Annotated in this window: 25 protein-coding genes; 6 read left to right on the top strand and 19 right to left on the bottom strand. The window is 36.6% G+C overall.

The window, feature by feature from the left end; translation table 11 throughout:
• Positions 1-290 precede the first annotated feature (290 nt).
• Positions 291-1,952 carry a ribonuclease J gene (locus AB3M96_RS20310; protein WP_412969431.1) on the top strand — a complete coding sequence of 554 codons (1,662 nt, stop codon included), beginning with the start codon at positions 291-293 and terminating at the stop codon, positions 1,950-1,952.
• 36 nt (positions 1,953-1,988) lie between these two features.
• Here the strand turns inward: AB3M96_RS20310 and AB3M96_RS20305 are convergent, their stop codons facing one another.
• The 12 genes from AB3M96_RS20305 to AB3M96_RS20250 form a co-directional block, all read right to left on the bottom strand.
• The gene (locus tag AB3M96_RS20305) at positions 1,989-2,126 is read right to left on the bottom strand and encodes a hypothetical protein (RefSeq protein ID WP_412969430.1); all 138 of its coding nucleotides are present in this window, start codon (positions 2,124-2,126) and stop codon (positions 1,989-1,991) included.
• A gap of 13 nt (positions 2,127-2,139) precedes the next feature.
• Positions 2,140-3,039, bottom strand: a complete 900-nt coding sequence (locus AB3M96_RS20300) for an MBL fold metallo-hydrolase (RefSeq protein WP_412969429.1) — start codon at positions 3,037-3,039, stop codon at positions 2,140-2,142.
• 14 nt (positions 3,040-3,053) lie between these two features.
• Positions 3,054-3,314, bottom strand: coding sequence for a hypothetical protein (locus tag AB3M96_RS20295; protein WP_412969428.1), 261 nt, complete (start codon positions 3,312-3,314; stop codon positions 3,054-3,056).
• Entirely contained in the window at positions 3,311-3,811 is a 501-nt protein-coding gene (locus AB3M96_RS20290; RefSeq protein WP_412969427.1) for an HIT family protein, read from the bottom strand. The genes AB3M96_RS20295 and AB3M96_RS20290 overlap by 4 nt, the downstream gene beginning before the upstream one ends.
• A gap of 54 nt (positions 3,812-3,865) precedes the next feature.
• Complete coding sequence (hlpB, locus tag AB3M96_RS20285) at positions 3,866-4,156, bottom strand: HNH nuclease-like protein HlpB (protein WP_412969426.1); 291 nt, start codon at positions 4,154-4,156, stop codon at positions 3,866-3,868.
• 283 nt (positions 4,157-4,439) lie between these two features.
• Positions 4,440-4,982, bottom strand: a complete 543-nt coding sequence (locus AB3M96_RS20280) for an isochorismatase family protein (protein ID WP_412969425.1) — start codon at positions 4,980-4,982, stop codon at positions 4,440-4,442.
• Positions 4,983-5,003: 21 nt separating this feature from the next.
• Positions 5,004-5,420 (bottom strand): VOC family protein, encoded by a 417-nt coding sequence (locus tag AB3M96_RS20275; protein WP_412969424.1) that lies wholly within the window; start codon positions 5,418-5,420, stop codon positions 5,004-5,006.
• 206 nt (positions 5,421-5,626) lie between these two features.
• Positions 5,627-5,761, bottom strand: coding sequence for a hypothetical protein (locus tag AB3M96_RS20270; protein ID WP_412969423.1), 135 nt, complete (start codon positions 5,759-5,761; stop codon positions 5,627-5,629).
• A gap of 209 nt (positions 5,762-5,970) precedes the next feature.
• Entirely contained in the window at positions 5,971-6,525 is a 555-nt protein-coding gene (locus AB3M96_RS20265; RefSeq protein WP_412969422.1) for a GyrI-like domain-containing protein, read from the bottom strand.
• Positions 6,526-6,629: 104 nt separating this feature from the next.
• A complete protein-coding gene (locus AB3M96_RS20260) occupies positions 6,630-7,106 on the bottom strand; it encodes an SRPBCC family protein (RefSeq protein ID WP_412969421.1) in 477 nt (158 codons plus the stop codon).
• A gap of 1 nt (position 7,107) precedes the next feature.
• On the bottom strand, positions 7,108-7,644 hold the full coding sequence (locus tag AB3M96_RS20255; protein WP_412969420.1) for a GNAT family N-acetyltransferase: 537 nt from the start codon (positions 7,642-7,644) through the stop codon (positions 7,108-7,110).
• Positions 7,645-7,794: 150 nt separating this feature from the next.
• Positions 7,795-8,271 (bottom strand): hypothetical protein, encoded by a 477-nt coding sequence (locus tag AB3M96_RS20250; protein ID WP_412969419.1) that lies wholly within the window; start codon positions 8,269-8,271, stop codon positions 7,795-7,797.
• Positions 8,272-8,447: 176 nt separating this feature from the next.
• Here AB3M96_RS20250 and AB3M96_RS20245 point away from each other — a divergent pair, with 176 nt between their 5' ends.
• A complete protein-coding gene (locus AB3M96_RS20245) occupies positions 8,448-8,672 on the top strand; it encodes a hypothetical protein (RefSeq protein ID WP_412969418.1) in 225 nt (74 codons plus the stop codon).
• A gap of 53 nt (positions 8,673-8,725) precedes the next feature.
• On the opposite strand, the gene AB3M96_RS20240 is transcribed toward AB3M96_RS20245, so the two are convergent.
• Together AB3M96_RS20240 and AB3M96_RS20235 are read right to left on the bottom strand one after the other, a co-directional pair.
• Positions 8,726-9,223 (bottom strand): P-loop NTPase family protein, encoded by a 498-nt coding sequence (locus AB3M96_RS20240; protein WP_412969417.1) that lies wholly within the window; start codon positions 9,221-9,223, stop codon positions 8,726-8,728.
• A 91-nt stretch (positions 9,224-9,314) separates the two neighbouring features.
• Positions 9,315-10,802: a potassium/proton antiporter gene (locus AB3M96_RS20235; RefSeq protein ID WP_412969416.1), complete on the bottom strand. Its 1,488-nt coding sequence runs from the start codon at positions 10,800-10,802 to the stop codon at positions 9,315-9,317.
• A gap of 270 nt (positions 10,803-11,072) precedes the next feature.
• Here AB3M96_RS20235 and AB3M96_RS20230 point away from each other — a divergent pair, with 270 nt between their 5' ends.
• The gene (locus tag AB3M96_RS20230) at positions 11,073-11,672 is read left to right on the top strand and encodes a lysophospholipid acyltransferase family protein (RefSeq protein WP_412969415.1); all 600 of its coding nucleotides are present in this window, start codon (positions 11,073-11,075) and stop codon (positions 11,670-11,672) included.
• Between the two features lie 66 nt (positions 11,673-11,738).
• Positions 11,739-12,095, top strand: coding sequence for a DUF3221 domain-containing protein (locus AB3M96_RS20225; RefSeq protein ID WP_412969414.1), 357 nt, complete (start codon positions 11,739-11,741; stop codon positions 12,093-12,095).
• 63 nt (positions 12,096-12,158) lie between these two features.
• Here AB3M96_RS20225 and AB3M96_RS20220 read toward each other — a convergent pair whose 3' ends face one another.
• Complete coding sequence (locus tag AB3M96_RS20220; protein ID WP_412969413.1) at positions 12,159-12,320, bottom strand: hypothetical protein; 162 nt, start codon at positions 12,318-12,320, stop codon at positions 12,159-12,161.
• 15 nt (positions 12,321-12,335) lie between these two features.
• The gene (locus AB3M96_RS20215; RefSeq protein WP_412969412.1) at positions 12,336-13,571 is read right to left on the bottom strand and encodes an MFS transporter; all 1,236 of its coding nucleotides are present in this window, start codon (positions 13,569-13,571) and stop codon (positions 12,336-12,338) included.
• A 191-nt stretch (positions 13,572-13,762) separates the two neighbouring features.
• On the opposite strand from AB3M96_RS20215, the gene AB3M96_RS20210 reads away from it, so the two are divergent.
• On the top strand, positions 13,763-14,239 hold the full coding sequence (locus AB3M96_RS20210) for a glutathione peroxidase (RefSeq protein WP_412969411.1): 477 nt from the start codon (positions 13,763-13,765) through the stop codon (positions 14,237-14,239).
• On the opposite strand, the gene AB3M96_RS20205 is transcribed toward AB3M96_RS20210, so the two are convergent.
• Complete coding sequence (locus AB3M96_RS20205; protein ID WP_412969410.1) at positions 14,205-14,720, bottom strand: DNA-deoxyinosine glycosylase; 516 nt, start codon at positions 14,718-14,720, stop codon at positions 14,205-14,207. The genes AB3M96_RS20210 and AB3M96_RS20205 overlap by 35 nt on opposite strands.
• 80 nt (positions 14,721-14,800) lie before the next feature.
• Between AB3M96_RS20205 and AB3M96_RS20200 the strand changes: the two genes are divergently transcribed.
• A complete protein-coding gene (locus AB3M96_RS20200) occupies positions 14,801-15,247 on the top strand; it encodes an SRPBCC family protein (RefSeq protein ID WP_412969409.1) in 447 nt (148 codons plus the stop codon).
• Here AB3M96_RS20200 and AB3M96_RS20195 read toward each other — a convergent pair.
• Both AB3M96_RS20195 and AB3M96_RS20190 read right to left on the bottom strand, forming a co-directional pair.
• Positions 15,240-15,746, bottom strand: coding sequence for a GNAT family N-acetyltransferase (locus AB3M96_RS20195; RefSeq protein ID WP_412969408.1), 507 nt, complete (start codon positions 15,744-15,746; stop codon positions 15,240-15,242). The genes AB3M96_RS20200 and AB3M96_RS20195 overlap by 8 nt on opposite strands.
• Before the next feature lie 25 nt (positions 15,747-15,771).
• The gene (locus AB3M96_RS20190; protein ID WP_412969407.1) at positions 15,772-16,233 is read right to left on the bottom strand and encodes a DinB family protein; all 462 of its coding nucleotides are present in this window, start codon (positions 16,231-16,233) and stop codon (positions 15,772-15,774) included.
• Between the last annotated feature and the right edge of the window lie 12 nt (positions 16,234-16,245).

Below are 16,245 nucleotides of genomic sequence, written 5' to 3'. Positions count from 1 at the left end.
CTCACATACTTTTTCTTTACTTCCTCTATGACTTTAATTTTTTGTTTAGGCAATAAAAACACCTCCTTAAATTAAGGATGGACACATCGGATAAAGTGTAACCGAATATTCTGTCGTGTCCAAATTAATTAGGGGGCTAAAAAGTTATTTAACATTTATGGCCATTAAAAAAATTATATGGTCAATATTTTTATCTTATGGCCAATAACAGATCCACACCCTCAAACCCCCTTGATAATTCCACCAAATCTGGAAATACTATCACTAAAAAGAAAAAGGAGTGTACAGTTATGGGTGATGCCTTGTCCGTCTTTGCGCTTGGTGGAACGAATGAGATTGGTAAGAATATGTATGTTGTCCAGTACGAAGACGATATTCTTATCATTGACTGCGGTTCTAAGTTTCCAGATGAAAGTTTGCTCGGTATCGATTTGATTATCCCTGATATCACGTACCTGGAGGATAATCGGGATAAAATTCGAGGAATGCTTGTCACACATGGTCATGAGGATCATATTGGTGGTATCCCTTACTTTTTGAAAAAGCTGAATGTGCCTATTTATGCTACAAGATTTACGTTAGGACTTATTGAATTGAAATTAACAGAACATCGCCTTTTAGCTGAAACCGAGCTAAAGCAAATTGATGCAGATTCAAAGCTTACATTTGGTAAAATGAGTGTTTCCTTTTTCAAGGTCAATCATAGTATTCCAGATTGTCTTGGAATTGTTTTTCATACACCCGAAGGAAATGTGGTACATACCGGTGACTTCAAATTTGATTTAACACCAGTGAATGATCAGCACTCAGATATACATAAAATGGCGGAAATCGGTAGAGAAGGAGTTCTTCTTTTACTTTCTGAAAGTACGAATGCGGAACGCCCTGGTGCGACACCAACCGAATTAAAGGTTGGCAATTCTATTGAGGAAGCTTTTATGAAGGCAACCAGAAAGGTGTTTGTTTCAACCTTTGCATCTAATATTAGTCGTGTGCAGCAGGTAGTCGACGCTTCTATTAAAACGAATCGAAAACTCGCGTTACTTGGAAGAAGCATGGTTAATGTTGTAGATGTAGCAATTGAACGGGGTTATATCAATATTCCCGATGGTATGTTGATTGATGCCAAAGAGGTAAACAATTTGGCACCGGAAAAAGTGTGTATTTTATGCACGGGAAGTCAAGGTGAACCGATGGCTGCACTCGCACGTTTATCGAATGCAAGTTACCGCGATGTTCAAGTACTTCCAGAAGACACCGTCATATTAGCTGCTGGTCCAATACCAGGTAATGAAAAAAATGTTTCACGAATTATCGATAACTTATTCCAGCTTGGAGCGCGAGTATTATATGGTGGGAGCTCAACCGGTATGCATGTTTCAGGGCATGGTTATCAAGATGACCTCAAACTCATGCTTACCCTAATGAAACCAACGTATTTTGTTCCGATACACGGAGAATACAGAATGCTTCACCAACACAAGCTACTGGCAGAATCTGTTGGAGTTGAGCCTGAAAATATTTTTATCATTCAAAATGGAGATGTAGTCGATATTAACGCCTCTGAAGCCCGACAAACACGTAGAGTTACAGCTGGTGACACCTATGTAGATGGTATTGGTGTTGGGGATGTTGGCGACATTATCCTACGTGACCGTAAGCAATTATCTGAAGATGGAATGGTAGTCATTGTGGTGACCTTAAGCAGACGTGATCGAAAAATCATATCTGGACCAGACACAATTACACGCGGATTTGTCTTTAACCGTGACTCAGAGGACTTATTAAGAGAAGTAAACAGACTTGTTAAAAAATCAATCCTCGATTTACAGAGTGAAAATAGATACCAATGGAATGCCATGAAACAAGATATACGCAAGTCGGTTGGTCAATATTTATTTGCTCAAACAAAACGCAAACCAATGATTCTTCCGATTATTATTGAAGTTTAAAAAATGAAACGCGGAGGTCTACTGATGATCTCCGCGTCATCTTTTCCTGTTCAACGGGATTACATTGTCTCCACCACGCAATCTCTTCACTTCTTTTTCTAAGAAATCTAATCGCTTATGGATTCGATAAATTATTGGAATATATCCAATCATTACAAGTAGTAGCCACCCCATATGAACTCCCCTTTTATATGAATGCTTTTATGCAAAACTCTTTAATGATCTTTCTATTTTCATAAAAGATTTCTGGTGATGCCCAATCTGAATAAGCTATAGGAATGTCATCATCACTACTATCTAGTAGCATTTGAATATAGTCCTCAAGCTTTGCAATGTCTTCCATATTTCCAACAGGTCCATGTCCTGGGATGGTATGTTTGATTTTCATGTCTTTTAAGGTACCTAAGATTTCGAGCCATCCTGACGGGTTGGACTCTGGTAGCAAGGTTGGATGGGTATCGACAAATAAAATGTCCCCGGTAAAGATAACCTCTTCTTCTGGTATGTAAAGGATCGAATCACAAGGTGAGTGTGCTCCGCCTAAGGTGAGGATTTTTGCAGTTCGTCTTGATCCATGGATGGTGAATTCATTTTTAAAAGTGTATTGTGGTAATTTCAAGTTGAGAATAGGCAGTGAACATTTAATTTCATTTAAAAAAGAAATTTGATTTTCTGTTTTCTTATCCTTTTCTTCTTGAGTTTCCAGACTGTGAATGTACGCCTCTAAGTCTGCCACACTTTCTTTTTGCTTTTGAATCCTTGCTGGATGATTTTCTTTCATTAATTGGTAGGTAGTTTGACTAGCAAGAATCATTGAGTTTACAAATACTTGATTCCCTCTAATATGGTCACCATGCCAATGGCTATTTACAACCCAGGTAACAGGTCGACCAGTGAGTTGTTCAGCTATATTTTTAAGTTCTTCTGCAGCCTGAGGTGTATTAAACGTGTCAATTACAATGGTTTTATCTCCTAAATCAATGAACCCTGCATTTCCAACGGCTCCGCCTCCATCTTTGGCAATTGCTGCAAAAACACCATCTGTCACTTCTTGTAGTGTAAAGTGTTTAGAGTTGAAATTTTGCATATGATACCTCCACTTTAGATGCTTTTTAATTTATACCATGTGAACGCAATGAACCCTATCCCAAATGCTAAAAGTATACTCCCTGCTGCTAAGAATGAATTAATATAACCTGATAGAATAATATTATAGGTAGCTGTATCCGCCCCTCCCCGCTTAACAAGCCAGTTAGTTGCCAAAGATTCACCCATGGTTACATTGAAGAATATTAGTAGAAATCCAGCGATTGTTAAAATAACACCAACTATAAGCGCATTTAAATAATCAATTCGTGTCATGTTTCCCCCTCCAAATCTTGCAATTCCTTTGCCAATTCCTTTATGGCATGTCTTACTTCTCTTATATGTTCTGGAGTATTCAGTTCCTTCCTCGCATGAAGCAAGACTGGCCTGACTGACTCTACAGAGCGCCCAAATTGATACATCCATTCATAGCGAGGGACCATCCAAGTATGAAAATGATGTGTGGTATCTTCATTGTAAAAATAATATACATACTCAATTCCAAGAATATCCCGTTGAGCTCTTCGAATTCTAGTTAAATTAGTAATATAGTCTATTCTCTCCGCTTCAGTAAGCTCATCAAGGGATTTCACATGACGTTTAGAAGCTAAAATAACAAGACCTTTTATCGGGTATGCCACATCTTGATGCGCATGAAAATGTGGGGTTTCCAAAATGGTACCTCCGTCAGGCGTAAGCTCTCCACTTGTAATGGCACAACTCAAGCATTCAACCTCAACATACTCTCCATTAGATAAGGTAATTTTTCTCAAGGATTTTCTCCTATTCTAGTAATATATTTAATTAATATGACGTGAAAGTTCGTTCTATCTCCCTTTTCGTTTTCGTTCATTCGATTTTCTGATTTTCATGATTTTTGTGGGCGGTTGTTTACGTAACCAATTTATAAATCGTGCGAGCTGGTCATCCTCTCGTAATTCTTTTATGGTTGTTAACCGTGCAGCAATTTCCTCATTTGTATAAAGGGCATGTATTTGCTTATGGCAAGGAATACAGAGGTCGGCAGTTTCTCCAAAGGTTCCTCCCATTTCTTTTGGTAGTAAATGGTGAACCGTAGTTTCTACTTCACTTCTTCCACATAGCTCGCAAATACCCACTTGAAAACCCTCCAACTTTTGATATCATGCTATTATTTTCCTCATTTCTTTACATTACTAAACAATATTTTTAACATCTATATCTTACTTCTATCGTAACAATTGCAAATCACTGTATTTCCCTCTTTTTTTCATCAAAGTATTTCCATGCATAATAAACAATCCAAAAGACGATTGGTAAAAGCAATACATACTGCCTTTTGTCTGATGGTAGTGTGTAAATTAAAAGCACTCCAATAAGGAGTGTAGGTATAAGTAAAATAAAATATTTTCTTTTATCCATCTAATTAACCTTTCTCGTGTAGGTTTCCTTAAACTCTTTATAATAGAGAACTTCAATGGCATCGGACCAGTGAAGAACGGTACCGACAAAGTCATTAATATCAAGACCATCCATTTCATAGGACTCCGCATCACTCTCTGTACCTGTTGCATCCTCAATAAATGTAACCTTATAGCCTCTATCATAAGCAGCAATCGCTGTGAACATACAACAATATTCTGTGTTGAATCCTGTTATAAATACATGTTCAATACCGAGTGCGTCTAATAAAGTGGCCAATTTTGTTTTAAAAAATGCGCTTGGTGTTTGCTTCTCGATAATATGCTCGGCATACTCCCGTAAGGATGAGTGAATTTCAGATCCAGTCGAATATTTATAAAGCGGACTTTCTTCGATCTCATCTAAATGCCGGACAAAAATAACCGGCTTCCCTTTTTCTTTAAAATCCTTTATTACCTTTTCTATTGTTTCCAGTTCCTTTTTGAAATCCTTTCGATTAACAATACCGTTTTGCACATCAATTACTAATAAGGCTTCCTCCATAGAATTACCCCCTTATAATAATTATTCCAGCCCTGCTCTTAGTTTGTAGAGAGAGCTTAGTTCGCTCCAGACATCAAACATGTTTCCATTTGGATCTTTGAATACAAAGTTTCTGCCAGCATGGCCACGGTCCTCTATCTCGCCTACTTCGACTCCCTTTCCTTTTAATTCGTTATGGAGTTCTTCTAACGCCGACAATCCATCCACCTCAAAGGTTAATGAGAAGCGTACAGCCATTTTTGCATCCATGAAGTTAGCTGTTTCGTATTCCTTTGCTTTTACTAAGAAAAAGCTTTGGTCTGCTAGATTGATAATCGATTTGTCTGAATCCATATAGGAAAGTGTTGCACCTAAATTAGTCACGTACCAATCTGTTGAACTCTCTACATCAATAACTGGAAGATATGTCGTACCAACTCTACAAAGCTTTTGATTCATTTTGTAACCACCTTTCAAATCTCTTAGTAGGTTATTTCGATAAACCTGTCCTCAAACCCTTCCAGAATATTCAAATAGTTAGTAAAAAACCGCCCCAAAAATCTGAGAACGGTCTTCATTCCTTATCTGATTAACCATTTGTAATATCGTCGAAAGGGGTATATTTATTACTAAGCAACTTTCTCGTTTTTATAGTTTTTACCCCTTTACATTGCATATCTCTCCATATGTTGGCGGTACAGCTTCCATCCATTTTCTTCTTTTTTGAATATTTCCATCGCGAGAGCAGTTGCAGCTTTTTCCCCTGACAAATAAAAAGTCACGATAGACGATAAGATCATTTCATTATCTGAGCGAAGATTATAGGTTACATCCTCATAATCCCAGTTCGGATTTTTCCCCTGATACGAATTTAATGTGTCTACATTTCCATTTTTATATGATTCTGCGTTATAAACCTCATAATCTCGATCATTATAGTATCCAAAATATCCTATAAAATCGTCAGAGATTCATTTGTTTACTTTTAAAACATCACCAGAGTTTAAGATTACTCTATATTCTTTGACTGCCTCCAACGCTTCTTTTTCAATGCTTCGTGTTTTTTTGTAATCGGTATAAGAATGTCGAAGTGCGGATTTTCTAAGTCTCGATTAGCTGGATATCTTTCATGTTTTATAGGAAGAGAATCAAAATAAGTTTTATCAGATTCTACAAATGGTTCGTATTCTCCTTCTTCCATCCAGCTTGATATTTTCGCATAGGTTTCGCCAATACTTTCTCCCTTTGGATGTGTTGTCACTAGGTATGTCATCTCTGGTACATAAATCTCTACCATACCTTCTGGAACTTGTTGTTCTTCGGTTACTTCATAAACAGAGTAGTGTATAAATCCATCCGGTCTTAGGTGATAAGATAAACCTAATTGCTGATCTGGGTTTAAGACATGGTCCAATTCTTCTACTCTATTACTCATAGTAGTAATCACTTGCTTTAAATTGCTAACTTCTGAATAAGCTCCATCCCATTTTAATCCAACGCCCCGATATGCTGGTAATTTAATAATTTTATAGGTAAACACGGTTTTTCTCCCTTCAAATATCATACTTTTTATGTTCTATATCAATGCCTAATTTCCTTTTTTAAAAATAAAAACCAGCAATTGCTGGCCAAGGTCTTGTCTCTATATAGAAGTACTTCTCTTCTTTTTTAGTGAAACGGCTTAAGTGCATCTATGTATTGTGCATACAATACTTCCCATGATTCTTTTCTAGAAGGAAATTTAGCTCCACCCAATATGGCTTCTATAACATCCAGGCAAACATGCCATCCCGCTATGTCTTTAGGGGTATGGTCAGTAATGGAATGAAGCTTTTCAATTAATTTCAAAATGCATCCATTCTGGTTTTCATAAAGTTCAAAACGGACGATATCTTCACCCCACGTAAATTCTAATACTACCGGCACCTTAAGTTCCGTTATCCTCATCTCTTCGTAGGTTCCGTCCTGCATATCAAACAAGATCCGGCCACCCTCTCGAAGTTCTTCCACTTTAAGTTCATCAAACCATAAATTTAATTTTTCTTTTTCAGTCAGCATCGCCCAAACTTCCGCAACTGAATGGTAAATAGTACGTTCAAATGTTATTGTATGCATATTATTTTCTTTTTCAATTACTGCGAGCATTTTAGTAGCCTCCTTTAGTTGCCTTTAAGTGAAAGACTGTTTGTAAATCATCCCACCCATAAACAACTTCTTTTAGCTTTTTCCCAGCCATCTCAATTTCTATGGTTTCAATCTTTCTCGCTCCAACTGCCTCATAAAATAAACATGAAGAATTTTCTTCTAGAACTAATACGACCATCGTATTTATTTTTTCATTTTTTAAAAGGTCAACAACTGGCGTTACTAGCTTTTTGCCCAAGCCTTTGCCTTGGTATTCTTTTAAGAGATAGATAGCGTATAATTCACCTTCATAATCATCATAGTTCCCGCTTCGTTCTTTTCCACCTGTTGAAAAGCCAACAATATCTCCGGTTTCGTTCTCCGCTACAAAAATATTCCCATTGGAAATGGCACTGTTCCACAGTTTTTCACGACTGTCATAGGAGAGCTGCTCGAGAAATTCATCAGGAATAATTCCTTTGTAGGTTGATCTCCAACTATCGACATGTACTCTCGCAATACCCTTCGCATCTTGTAATACAGCCGTCCTGATTTTCACTTTTAATACCTCCATATATGTGTTGATGAACTGCCTTTTTACATTTTCGTTAAAAACCAGCTATTACCTGCAAAAACGAGAAAATTAAACATAAAAAATGCCATTGGATTTAAAATGGCATTTTTATATTAAATCTATTCTGTATTTAGTTTATTTAACCTCTATAGCAAATGCATAAAAAGCATCACCATTTGACACATTTTCTTTTTCTTCATCCATCCACCAAACCCCATAGGAGTAATAATACGTTCCTTTTTCAGTTGGTGCTGTAAACGAATTTCCCTCTACATTTACTTCATTTTCAGAAGAATCATCAAATTGAGTAACATGAACCTCATTAGGCAGTGGCTTATAATCCATAACAAATTTTATTTCTGCCCCTGGTTTTACTTGTATCGGTTGTTTACCTTCTAATAATTCTTTAGGACCAGCGGTATCAACACATTCGCTCTTTCCTTTTGATGACCAACAATACGTTCCAAGTGTTGTCTCGTAGGTTTCACCATCTATTTGGATTGAAGCTTCTGGCGGGTTATTCCCTGTTAATTCATTATTTGCTTCGTTACCACCACAGCCCATTAAAAATAGGAATAAACAAGATATGATTGCAATGCACCATTTTTTCAATTGTATATCCTCCTATAGCGCGTTCTTACTTACATAGACGTTATATACCTGCTAAGAGTTACGCCTTCATTTACATTTTTAAAAGAATTCTGAAACCTTCGTCTAGTTTACTCGTATATTTGGTATAATGTTAAGTAGAAATATTTCATTTTTCATAACGATAGGGAGGTTTTTCTATGACAGGTTTGGTAGCTGTAGTAATGGTTTTTTCAATACCACTTGCCGCCATTGTAACAGGACATTTTCAAAAGCAATCTAAGTATAAATACAAAATTATTAAAGAAGAATTAGAGCTTGAAAAGTTAAAGCATGAAAACTATCTGCTAGAAACTGAGAAAATGCGGGTAGAACTGGAAAAGATGAAAATCGTGGCACCTAAAGATGAAGTCAAAGTGCTCTAAAATGAGAAACACCTCCGTGTCCAATGCTGGTTAAATAACGGAGGTGTATTTGATTACCTTCTAAAATAGCTATTAATTTCTTTTTGTCCTTTTAGTTTGATTACCTGCTTTTCTTTTGAAAGCTCTGTAAGTCTCTCATTCATTTTATGTACTCTTGGCTTATAGGTAGTCCAAATAAATTTGATAAACTCCCAATCTAATTTTTCCGTACATCCTAAATCTGGGCGCTTTTTCCCAATATGCTTTAGCCATCTTTTAATGACACGATATAAGCATACATACCGTGGTAGTTCAAGATAGATAATCGTATCAGCGTATTGGGTACGAAGTTTGAATGTATTACTGTAATTTCCGTCGATAATCCAGCTTTCCTTTTGAAGCACCTCTTTTTGAGCCTCTGTAAACTCTTCAACAGATGCCTCCACCCAGCCGGGCTTCCAAAACAAACTGTCCAAATGATAAACCTCGATACCAAGACTTTTGCCCAGCTTTTCAGCAAAGGTTGACTTTCCAACTCCAGGGGAGATACCAATTACCATAATTCGTTTCATCTTTGCACCCTCCTTACGAACAAAAAGCCCGGCTAATGCCGAGCTGAATTTATACCACTACTTCTATTCGATTTACTATATCAATATTCCTCTATTGCAAAGCGAATTCATTTTCGAGACCAAGTTTTACACGAAGCTCCTGCAGACTTCTCTTATCCGCCAGAATAAATAAAATATCTCCTTCTAAAATGATTGTATCACCATATGGTGTTACCAATTCATCATTCCTAATGATTGCATTCACTAAAACCGACTTTGGTAACGTAACATCCTTTAGAGCTTTATTGATTAATTCATTTCCTGAGTTCACTTCAAATTCAATCATCTCTGCATTTGCTTTTCCTATTGAAACTAATTCAATTGAATGAACAGACTTTGGTTTACTTTCACCAGTTAAACCTAATTTTCCAGCAACAAAGGGGATTGAGGACCCTTGTATCAATGCAGAGGTTAACACGACGAAAAATACAATATTAAAGATTTGCTGACTACCTTCAATTCCCGCAATCATTGGAAATGTGGCTAGTACAATCGGAACTGCTCCACGTAAACCTGCCCAAGAGATAAATGTTAATTCTTTTAGGGTAAATTTAAAGAAGAATGTTGATATAAATACAGCAACTGGACGAGCGACAACTAGTAGGAAGAGAGACAATAATAATCCCTTCCAAATAAGGCTCCAATCCATAAGCTGGGATGGGAATACCAATAAACCCAGGAGGATGAACATTAGAATTTGCATCATCCATGCGAAGCCTTCATTAAAGCGAAGAATTGAATGTCGATATGTTAACTCCCTGTTTCCAATTACCATCGCAGCTACATAAACGGCTAATAAACCACTTGCATTAATCATTGCTGTAACACTATACGTAACGATTGCAAAAGCTAACGCAAGCACTGGATAAAGTCCACTTGAATCAAGGTTGATATTATTTATTGTTCGAGAACCCAATCGTCCAAAGACATATCCTAAAGCTAATCCAGCACCCATTTGCCAGAAAAACGACACGATGAACATAAATATATTTGAATCGGCAGAAACAATTAATTGGATGACTGACAATGTTAAAAATACTGCCATCGGGTCATTTGTACCAGACTCTGCCTCTAGTGTTGAAGTAAGTCTTTCCTTAATATTTTTACCTGACAATACTGAAAAGACAGCAGATGCATCTGTCGAACCTACGATAGATCCAATTAAAAACGCTTCAAGCCAGTTAATATCTAGTAATAGTTTTGCACCGACTGCAACCAAAGAGGTTGTCAGGAGAACTCCTAGTGTAGCCAAGGATAAAGATGGGCCTGCTACCTTTTTCACTGACTTCCATTCTGTTTGTAATCCACCTTCGAAGAGAATGATGACAAGAGCAAGTACCCCAATAAGTTGAGCAACGTTTGCATTATCAAAATAGATAAGACCTAACACATCACTTCCAAGAACCATTCCCAGAAACATGAATAATACTAACGCGGGGACGCCGACCCTTGTTGAAAACTTTGCTGTCATAACGCCTAAAAGCAATAAAAAAGAAAATAGCATGATCATATAGTCCGTATCAAAATGTTCAATTAACATAGATTTCCCCCGTTCATTTTGTATAATCTATAGTTTGTAATAACAGTAATAAAAGTATCCATCTGAGGCATAGAGTGGAATTTGGGTGGAGTTTTGCGTAGCAGAAGGCTTGCTTACAAATTAATTTTATCATAAATACGGTTTTTTCTGAAAGTAAAACGGACTCTGTCTACCAATTTTTTTGAGCTTACACTACTTATGGCATGGTATAATTTTGCTAGTAATCTACTAGTTTTGAATAGAAATAGAATTAAAAAGGGGAAGTACATAGTGTATACGTTTATTGCAGCTATTGTAAAAAGCATACTTACACTCACAGGAGGAATAAAAGTCTACAACAAAGACCTTTTACCAAAAGAAGGTGCTTATGTAGTAGCCTGTACCCACACAGGTTGGGTAGATATTCTATGGCTTGGAGTGACCTTATTACCCAGACAAATTCATTACATGGCAAAAAAAGAACTTTTCACTATTAAGTTGCTGGGCGGTTTCTTAAAAAAGCTAAATGCGTTCCCGGTGGACCGTGATAACCCGGGACCTAGTGTGTTGAAAATTCCTTCCCGTTTACTTGCAAAAGGTGAGGTAGTCGGTATTTTTCCTAGCGGAACCCGAACAAATGAGCAATCCGCCTTGAAACAGGGAGCAATTACAATTGCTCAGCGTGGAAAAGTGCCAGTAATTCCGGCAGTCTATATTGGCCCGAACAATTTTAAAGAGTTACTACGATTTAAAAAGGCGAAGATTATTTTTGGCGAACCACTTTATATCACTTCTCCAGATATGGATGCCAAGCAAGCACGCGACCATTTTACACATGTGCTGGAAGAGAAATTCAGACAACTTGAACAAGAGTTAGTAAAAATGAAATAGAAATAATCCGGGTTTTATGAAACTTTTATATGTATTTTTCCGCCAATTACTATGAGGTGAGAAAAGATGAAACGATATTTGTTACTCTTTAGTTTTTTGCTCCTTTTTATTGGCGGTTGTGGTAACGAAACACCATCGATTGATACGGAAGAAATGGACATTACAGGTTACCTTATTGAAGTAGGTGACGAACTACTCCTAAACGAAAAGATAGACAAAGAACAATTCAACACCAAAACAGAACAGGAAATAATCGATGAGTATTATCTTTCTAGTATTCGAATTAATTTACAAGAGATTGAGTCTTCTATCATAAAGAAATTTGAAGTCGGACAAAAGGTGAAAGTGACGGTAATAGGTGGAATTGCCGAATCTGCACCCGCACAGGCAAAGGCAAAGAAGATTGAAATAATTGAGGATTAAACAAATGAGCTGCATCCTTCTATAGGTTGCAGCTTTTTTTATGCGTGTAGCGCTGAGTAACTCTTAAGGTTTCAGCTTTAGATCAATACTCTCGAGTAACTCGATGATTTTTTTATTTTGTGCAATTTGTTCATCACTGTTCACTTTGATTACATTCACCCAGTGGAAAATGAACAAAAACAATATAAATGGTAATGCCGCTAATAAAATACCTATTATACCCATAGTTTCTTCTCCTCTTTAATTCACGTCCACAGAAGTAGACTCAGAAAAATATATTTTTTGCTTAGGCTGCAACACCAGCATATAAACGAATACAGCAAGTAAAACACTTATTATCGTTAATGTCACAATCGTATAACGAAGCGGTAATAAATCTCCCAAGATTCCAATAATTAATAGGAAGATGACCGAAACCGAACTCTGCAAAACACTTACAATACTTGTAACACGCCCCATTATGTCGAGCGGTATATTATTTTGATAAAAGGTACTAAACCCAGTATTAGAAAATGCATTAAAGAATCCTAATATAACAAATCCGATTGTCGCCATTAGGAACGTGCTCGAAACGGAATAGATGAAGTATCCAATCGCCAGCATTACAAGACCTACTCCGATTAGATGCCGTATAGATAGAAATCTAGAAACTAATACAACTACTAAAGCTCCCGTTGTGTAGCCTATCCCAGTAATGCTAATTAATAAGCTATATTCGATCTCTGATAACCCAATAACCCGCTGTGCAAAGACAACCTCTTGCGAATCCAGGGCCAGCGTTATAATTGTAAATAAAAGAAAACTAGAATAGATGACCATGACAAAGGTTTCTTTCTTACTGAAATTAATAACTTCTTTCCAATCTTCAAGTAGATTTTTCAGTTGTAATCTCTTGGTTGTTTGGCTTTTACTTCCATCTATATTCGGCAAAAGTGCAATAACGATTGCAGAGATGATAAACGAAATGGCGTTACAATAGATTGCAATCTCAACACTGCCTACCATGAATAAAACTCCCGCTATAGCAGGCCCAACGATAAATGCTCCAGATGAAACAAGGCTATGTATCGAATTAAAGGTTTTTCTTTGTTCCTTTGGTACCAAAGCTGCAATATACGTTGTTGAAGTTGGATTAAAAAATGATTTCGCAATGCTAATGATAAACAAGAGTGCATAAATGGACCAGATACTAGATAAAAGCGGTATGATTGCAACCGCAATCGCTCGTACAATATCTGTAATTATCATGATTTTGCGTTTATTTGACCGGTCAATAATACTGCCTGACCAACCATTAATCAAAATTGAGGTTATTGGCCCAACAATCCATAAACCTGCAACAGCAGCTGCTGATCCCGTCATCTGTAAAACTAGTAAGTTAATCGCAACTAGATAAATGAAATCCCCTAACCCTGATATCCCAATACCCGTTAAGAGCATTGCAGGAAACTTCCATTTTTGAAAAAGTTGATTCATGAAGTAGCTCCTAACATTTTATGTCATATCAGATTACATATATTCGACTTTATTCCACAGAATTCCTGCTGTTTTAATTTTTAGAACTAAACTTGTTCACGAAATTTTTATAGCTTCTGAGTTACTCAAATTTGCTTACCGACAGTACATAATTTACGATATAAATAAGACACGCTAAAGGAGAGATCGAGATGTCAACCGTATATGATTTTGAGGTAAAAACAACGAATGGTACGTTAAAATCATTGAAAGACTTTGAAGGAAAAACGCTTATCATTGTAAACACAGCCAGTAAATGCGGGTTAACGCCTCAGTTTCAAGGCTTACAGGAGTTATATGATAAATACAAAGACCAAGGGTTAGTTATACTGGGCTTTCCATGCGCACAATTTAACAATCAAGAATTTGAAGATATCGCCGAAACAACCTCTTTTTGCGAATTAAACTATGGCGTTTCATTCCCGATGTTTGGAAAAATCGATGTGAACGGTGAAAACGCAGACCCACTATTCAAGTATTTGAAAGAAGAGCAAAAGGGATTGTTGTCTAAAGCTATTAAATGGAACTTCACAAAGTTCTTAGTAGATAAAAATGGCAAGGTCGTGGAACGGTATGCACCACAAACCGAGCCTGTTAAAATTGAGGATGATTTAAAAAAGATCTTATGATCTCCCACTCTTGAAGCTTGCCTTCAAGAGTTTTGTTATATTTACCAGGAACAGGGCTGGTAGATGGAAGTTTAACAACTTCTACACCCGGAAAACGTCCAAGTCCAATGTGTTTTTTAAAGCTTATAAAGGATTTTGTTCCATTACAGACAATCAGACGTATATTTGAATGTGTTTCTATAAAACTTTCTAGATCATTTGGTTCTTCATCTCTAATATTTACATCTAAACTTCCTTTACGTCTGCATGTTTTGATTACATCCCATAACGCAATTTTTCTAGATTTTAAGAAAACAAGTTTTTCACTATAATCCGTTAACTCTGGATGATTAAATAAAAGAAACATGATTTTCCAAAAGTGATTGCGTTTATTACCATAATACTCACTTCTTTTAAGCGATTCTTCACTTGGCATAGAACCGAGTATTAATACCTCTGCGTCTTCTTCGGATATAGGTTCTAAACCAACTAATTTTTCCATAAATACTCTCCTCTCTCATATAGGAAATAATGTGCTTTTTTGATATGGTAGCATAAGAAGAAAGATAGTGAGGGAAACAAATGAAAATAACAAAATTAATTGATTTACCGATTTCTTCAGTATTCGCCATGATCTCAAGTTCAAAAGAACGTGAGAAATGGTTCTTAAACGTAACAAATATTACTTATCATAACCAACTAGATGAGATGAAACCTGGTGCTACTTATACTCTTACCGCAGTGGAAGGAAACCATACAGTAACACTTAAGGGAACTAATAAGGATATTATATCTCCAACTCTTTATTCGTTTGAACTACGTGCTGACAAATATGTCATGTATATAACCTATAGGCTTCACGCAGATGGGAACCGTACACTAGTTGAGCAAGAATTTGAAACGATCTATCATTTATCTTTTATGAACTTTGTCGAAAAGCTTTTTAAAAGTATAACAAAACAGACGGCCGAATTGGTTCTTTCCGGATTAAAGGCCCACTGCGAACTCAAAGGAAAAGAGCCTAATTAAAGTAGGCTCTTTGTTTATAAAAATAGACGAGATTATCCTTTAGTTCACGATTTCTAGAGAATCCGAGGCGATTCAATACGTTTAACGAGCGTTCATTCCTTGGTTCAACAGTGGCATCAATCATATAGAAGCATTTCTCATTGAATCCGAACTCAATCATTTTTTCCAGCACTTCGCTCATAAGCCCTTTTCCCCAGTGAGAATGGGCTAGATCATAACCAATCTCTGCAATTTTACCATTTTCAGTATCTCGAATGTAATGAAAACCACAAGTACCAATTAGTCGATTTGTTTCTTTATCGAACATGCCCCATCTGCAGCCAGCATCATCTTGATGATACTTAATTAGTTCTTCTGCTTCATTTAAATCTTTACAGGGTTCAATATCCATATATTTCGTTACGTTTTCATCTGAAAAATGCTTGTATATCTCTTCTGTATGAGTCAGGTTCAAGATTCGTAGAAATACTCGTTCTGTCTCCAACGAAGGGTACGTCATTTAATGTTTCTCCTATTCTACAACACTAGTATTTTTGTATGAAAGTATTAATTTGCTGTATATGGTGTTCATCATGTTTGATTAGGCCAAAAAAGTAATCTAGTAACGTAATACTTTTGCCAGGTAACAATTGGTGAAATTCTGTTTCGGGCAACTCTGAGATAGCTGCAATGACTTCCTGACGAATAGATATTAATTCATCAAGTAAGTCTTCTTTCGTGATTCCTGACCTTGCATATTTGGAGGCTTTTTGATTAATCTCCTCAATGTCTACCTGAACTTCAGGAAATGATTCACGTTTGAGCAATGGATATAAACGGTTCTCAAGTACAAAGCGATCCCATGAAATAAAATGTGAGATTACATCGGCAGTCCCCCACGATCCTTCATTGAAAGATTTAAACCAGATATCGTCTGGTACATCTTTTAAACTTTCCGCCCAGTTGAGTAACTCTTGCTTAGCTTGTATGACCTTATCTTTTCCCATACCAACACCTAC

Source organism: Ferdinandcohnia jepli, from assembly GCF_047246645.1.
Classification (GTDB): Bacteria; Bacillota; Bacilli; order Bacillales; family Bacillaceae_L; genus Ferdinandcohnia.
The sequence above is the reverse complement of the archived record's forward strand: the minus strand, read 5'-3'. Positions and strand labels throughout refer to the sequence as shown.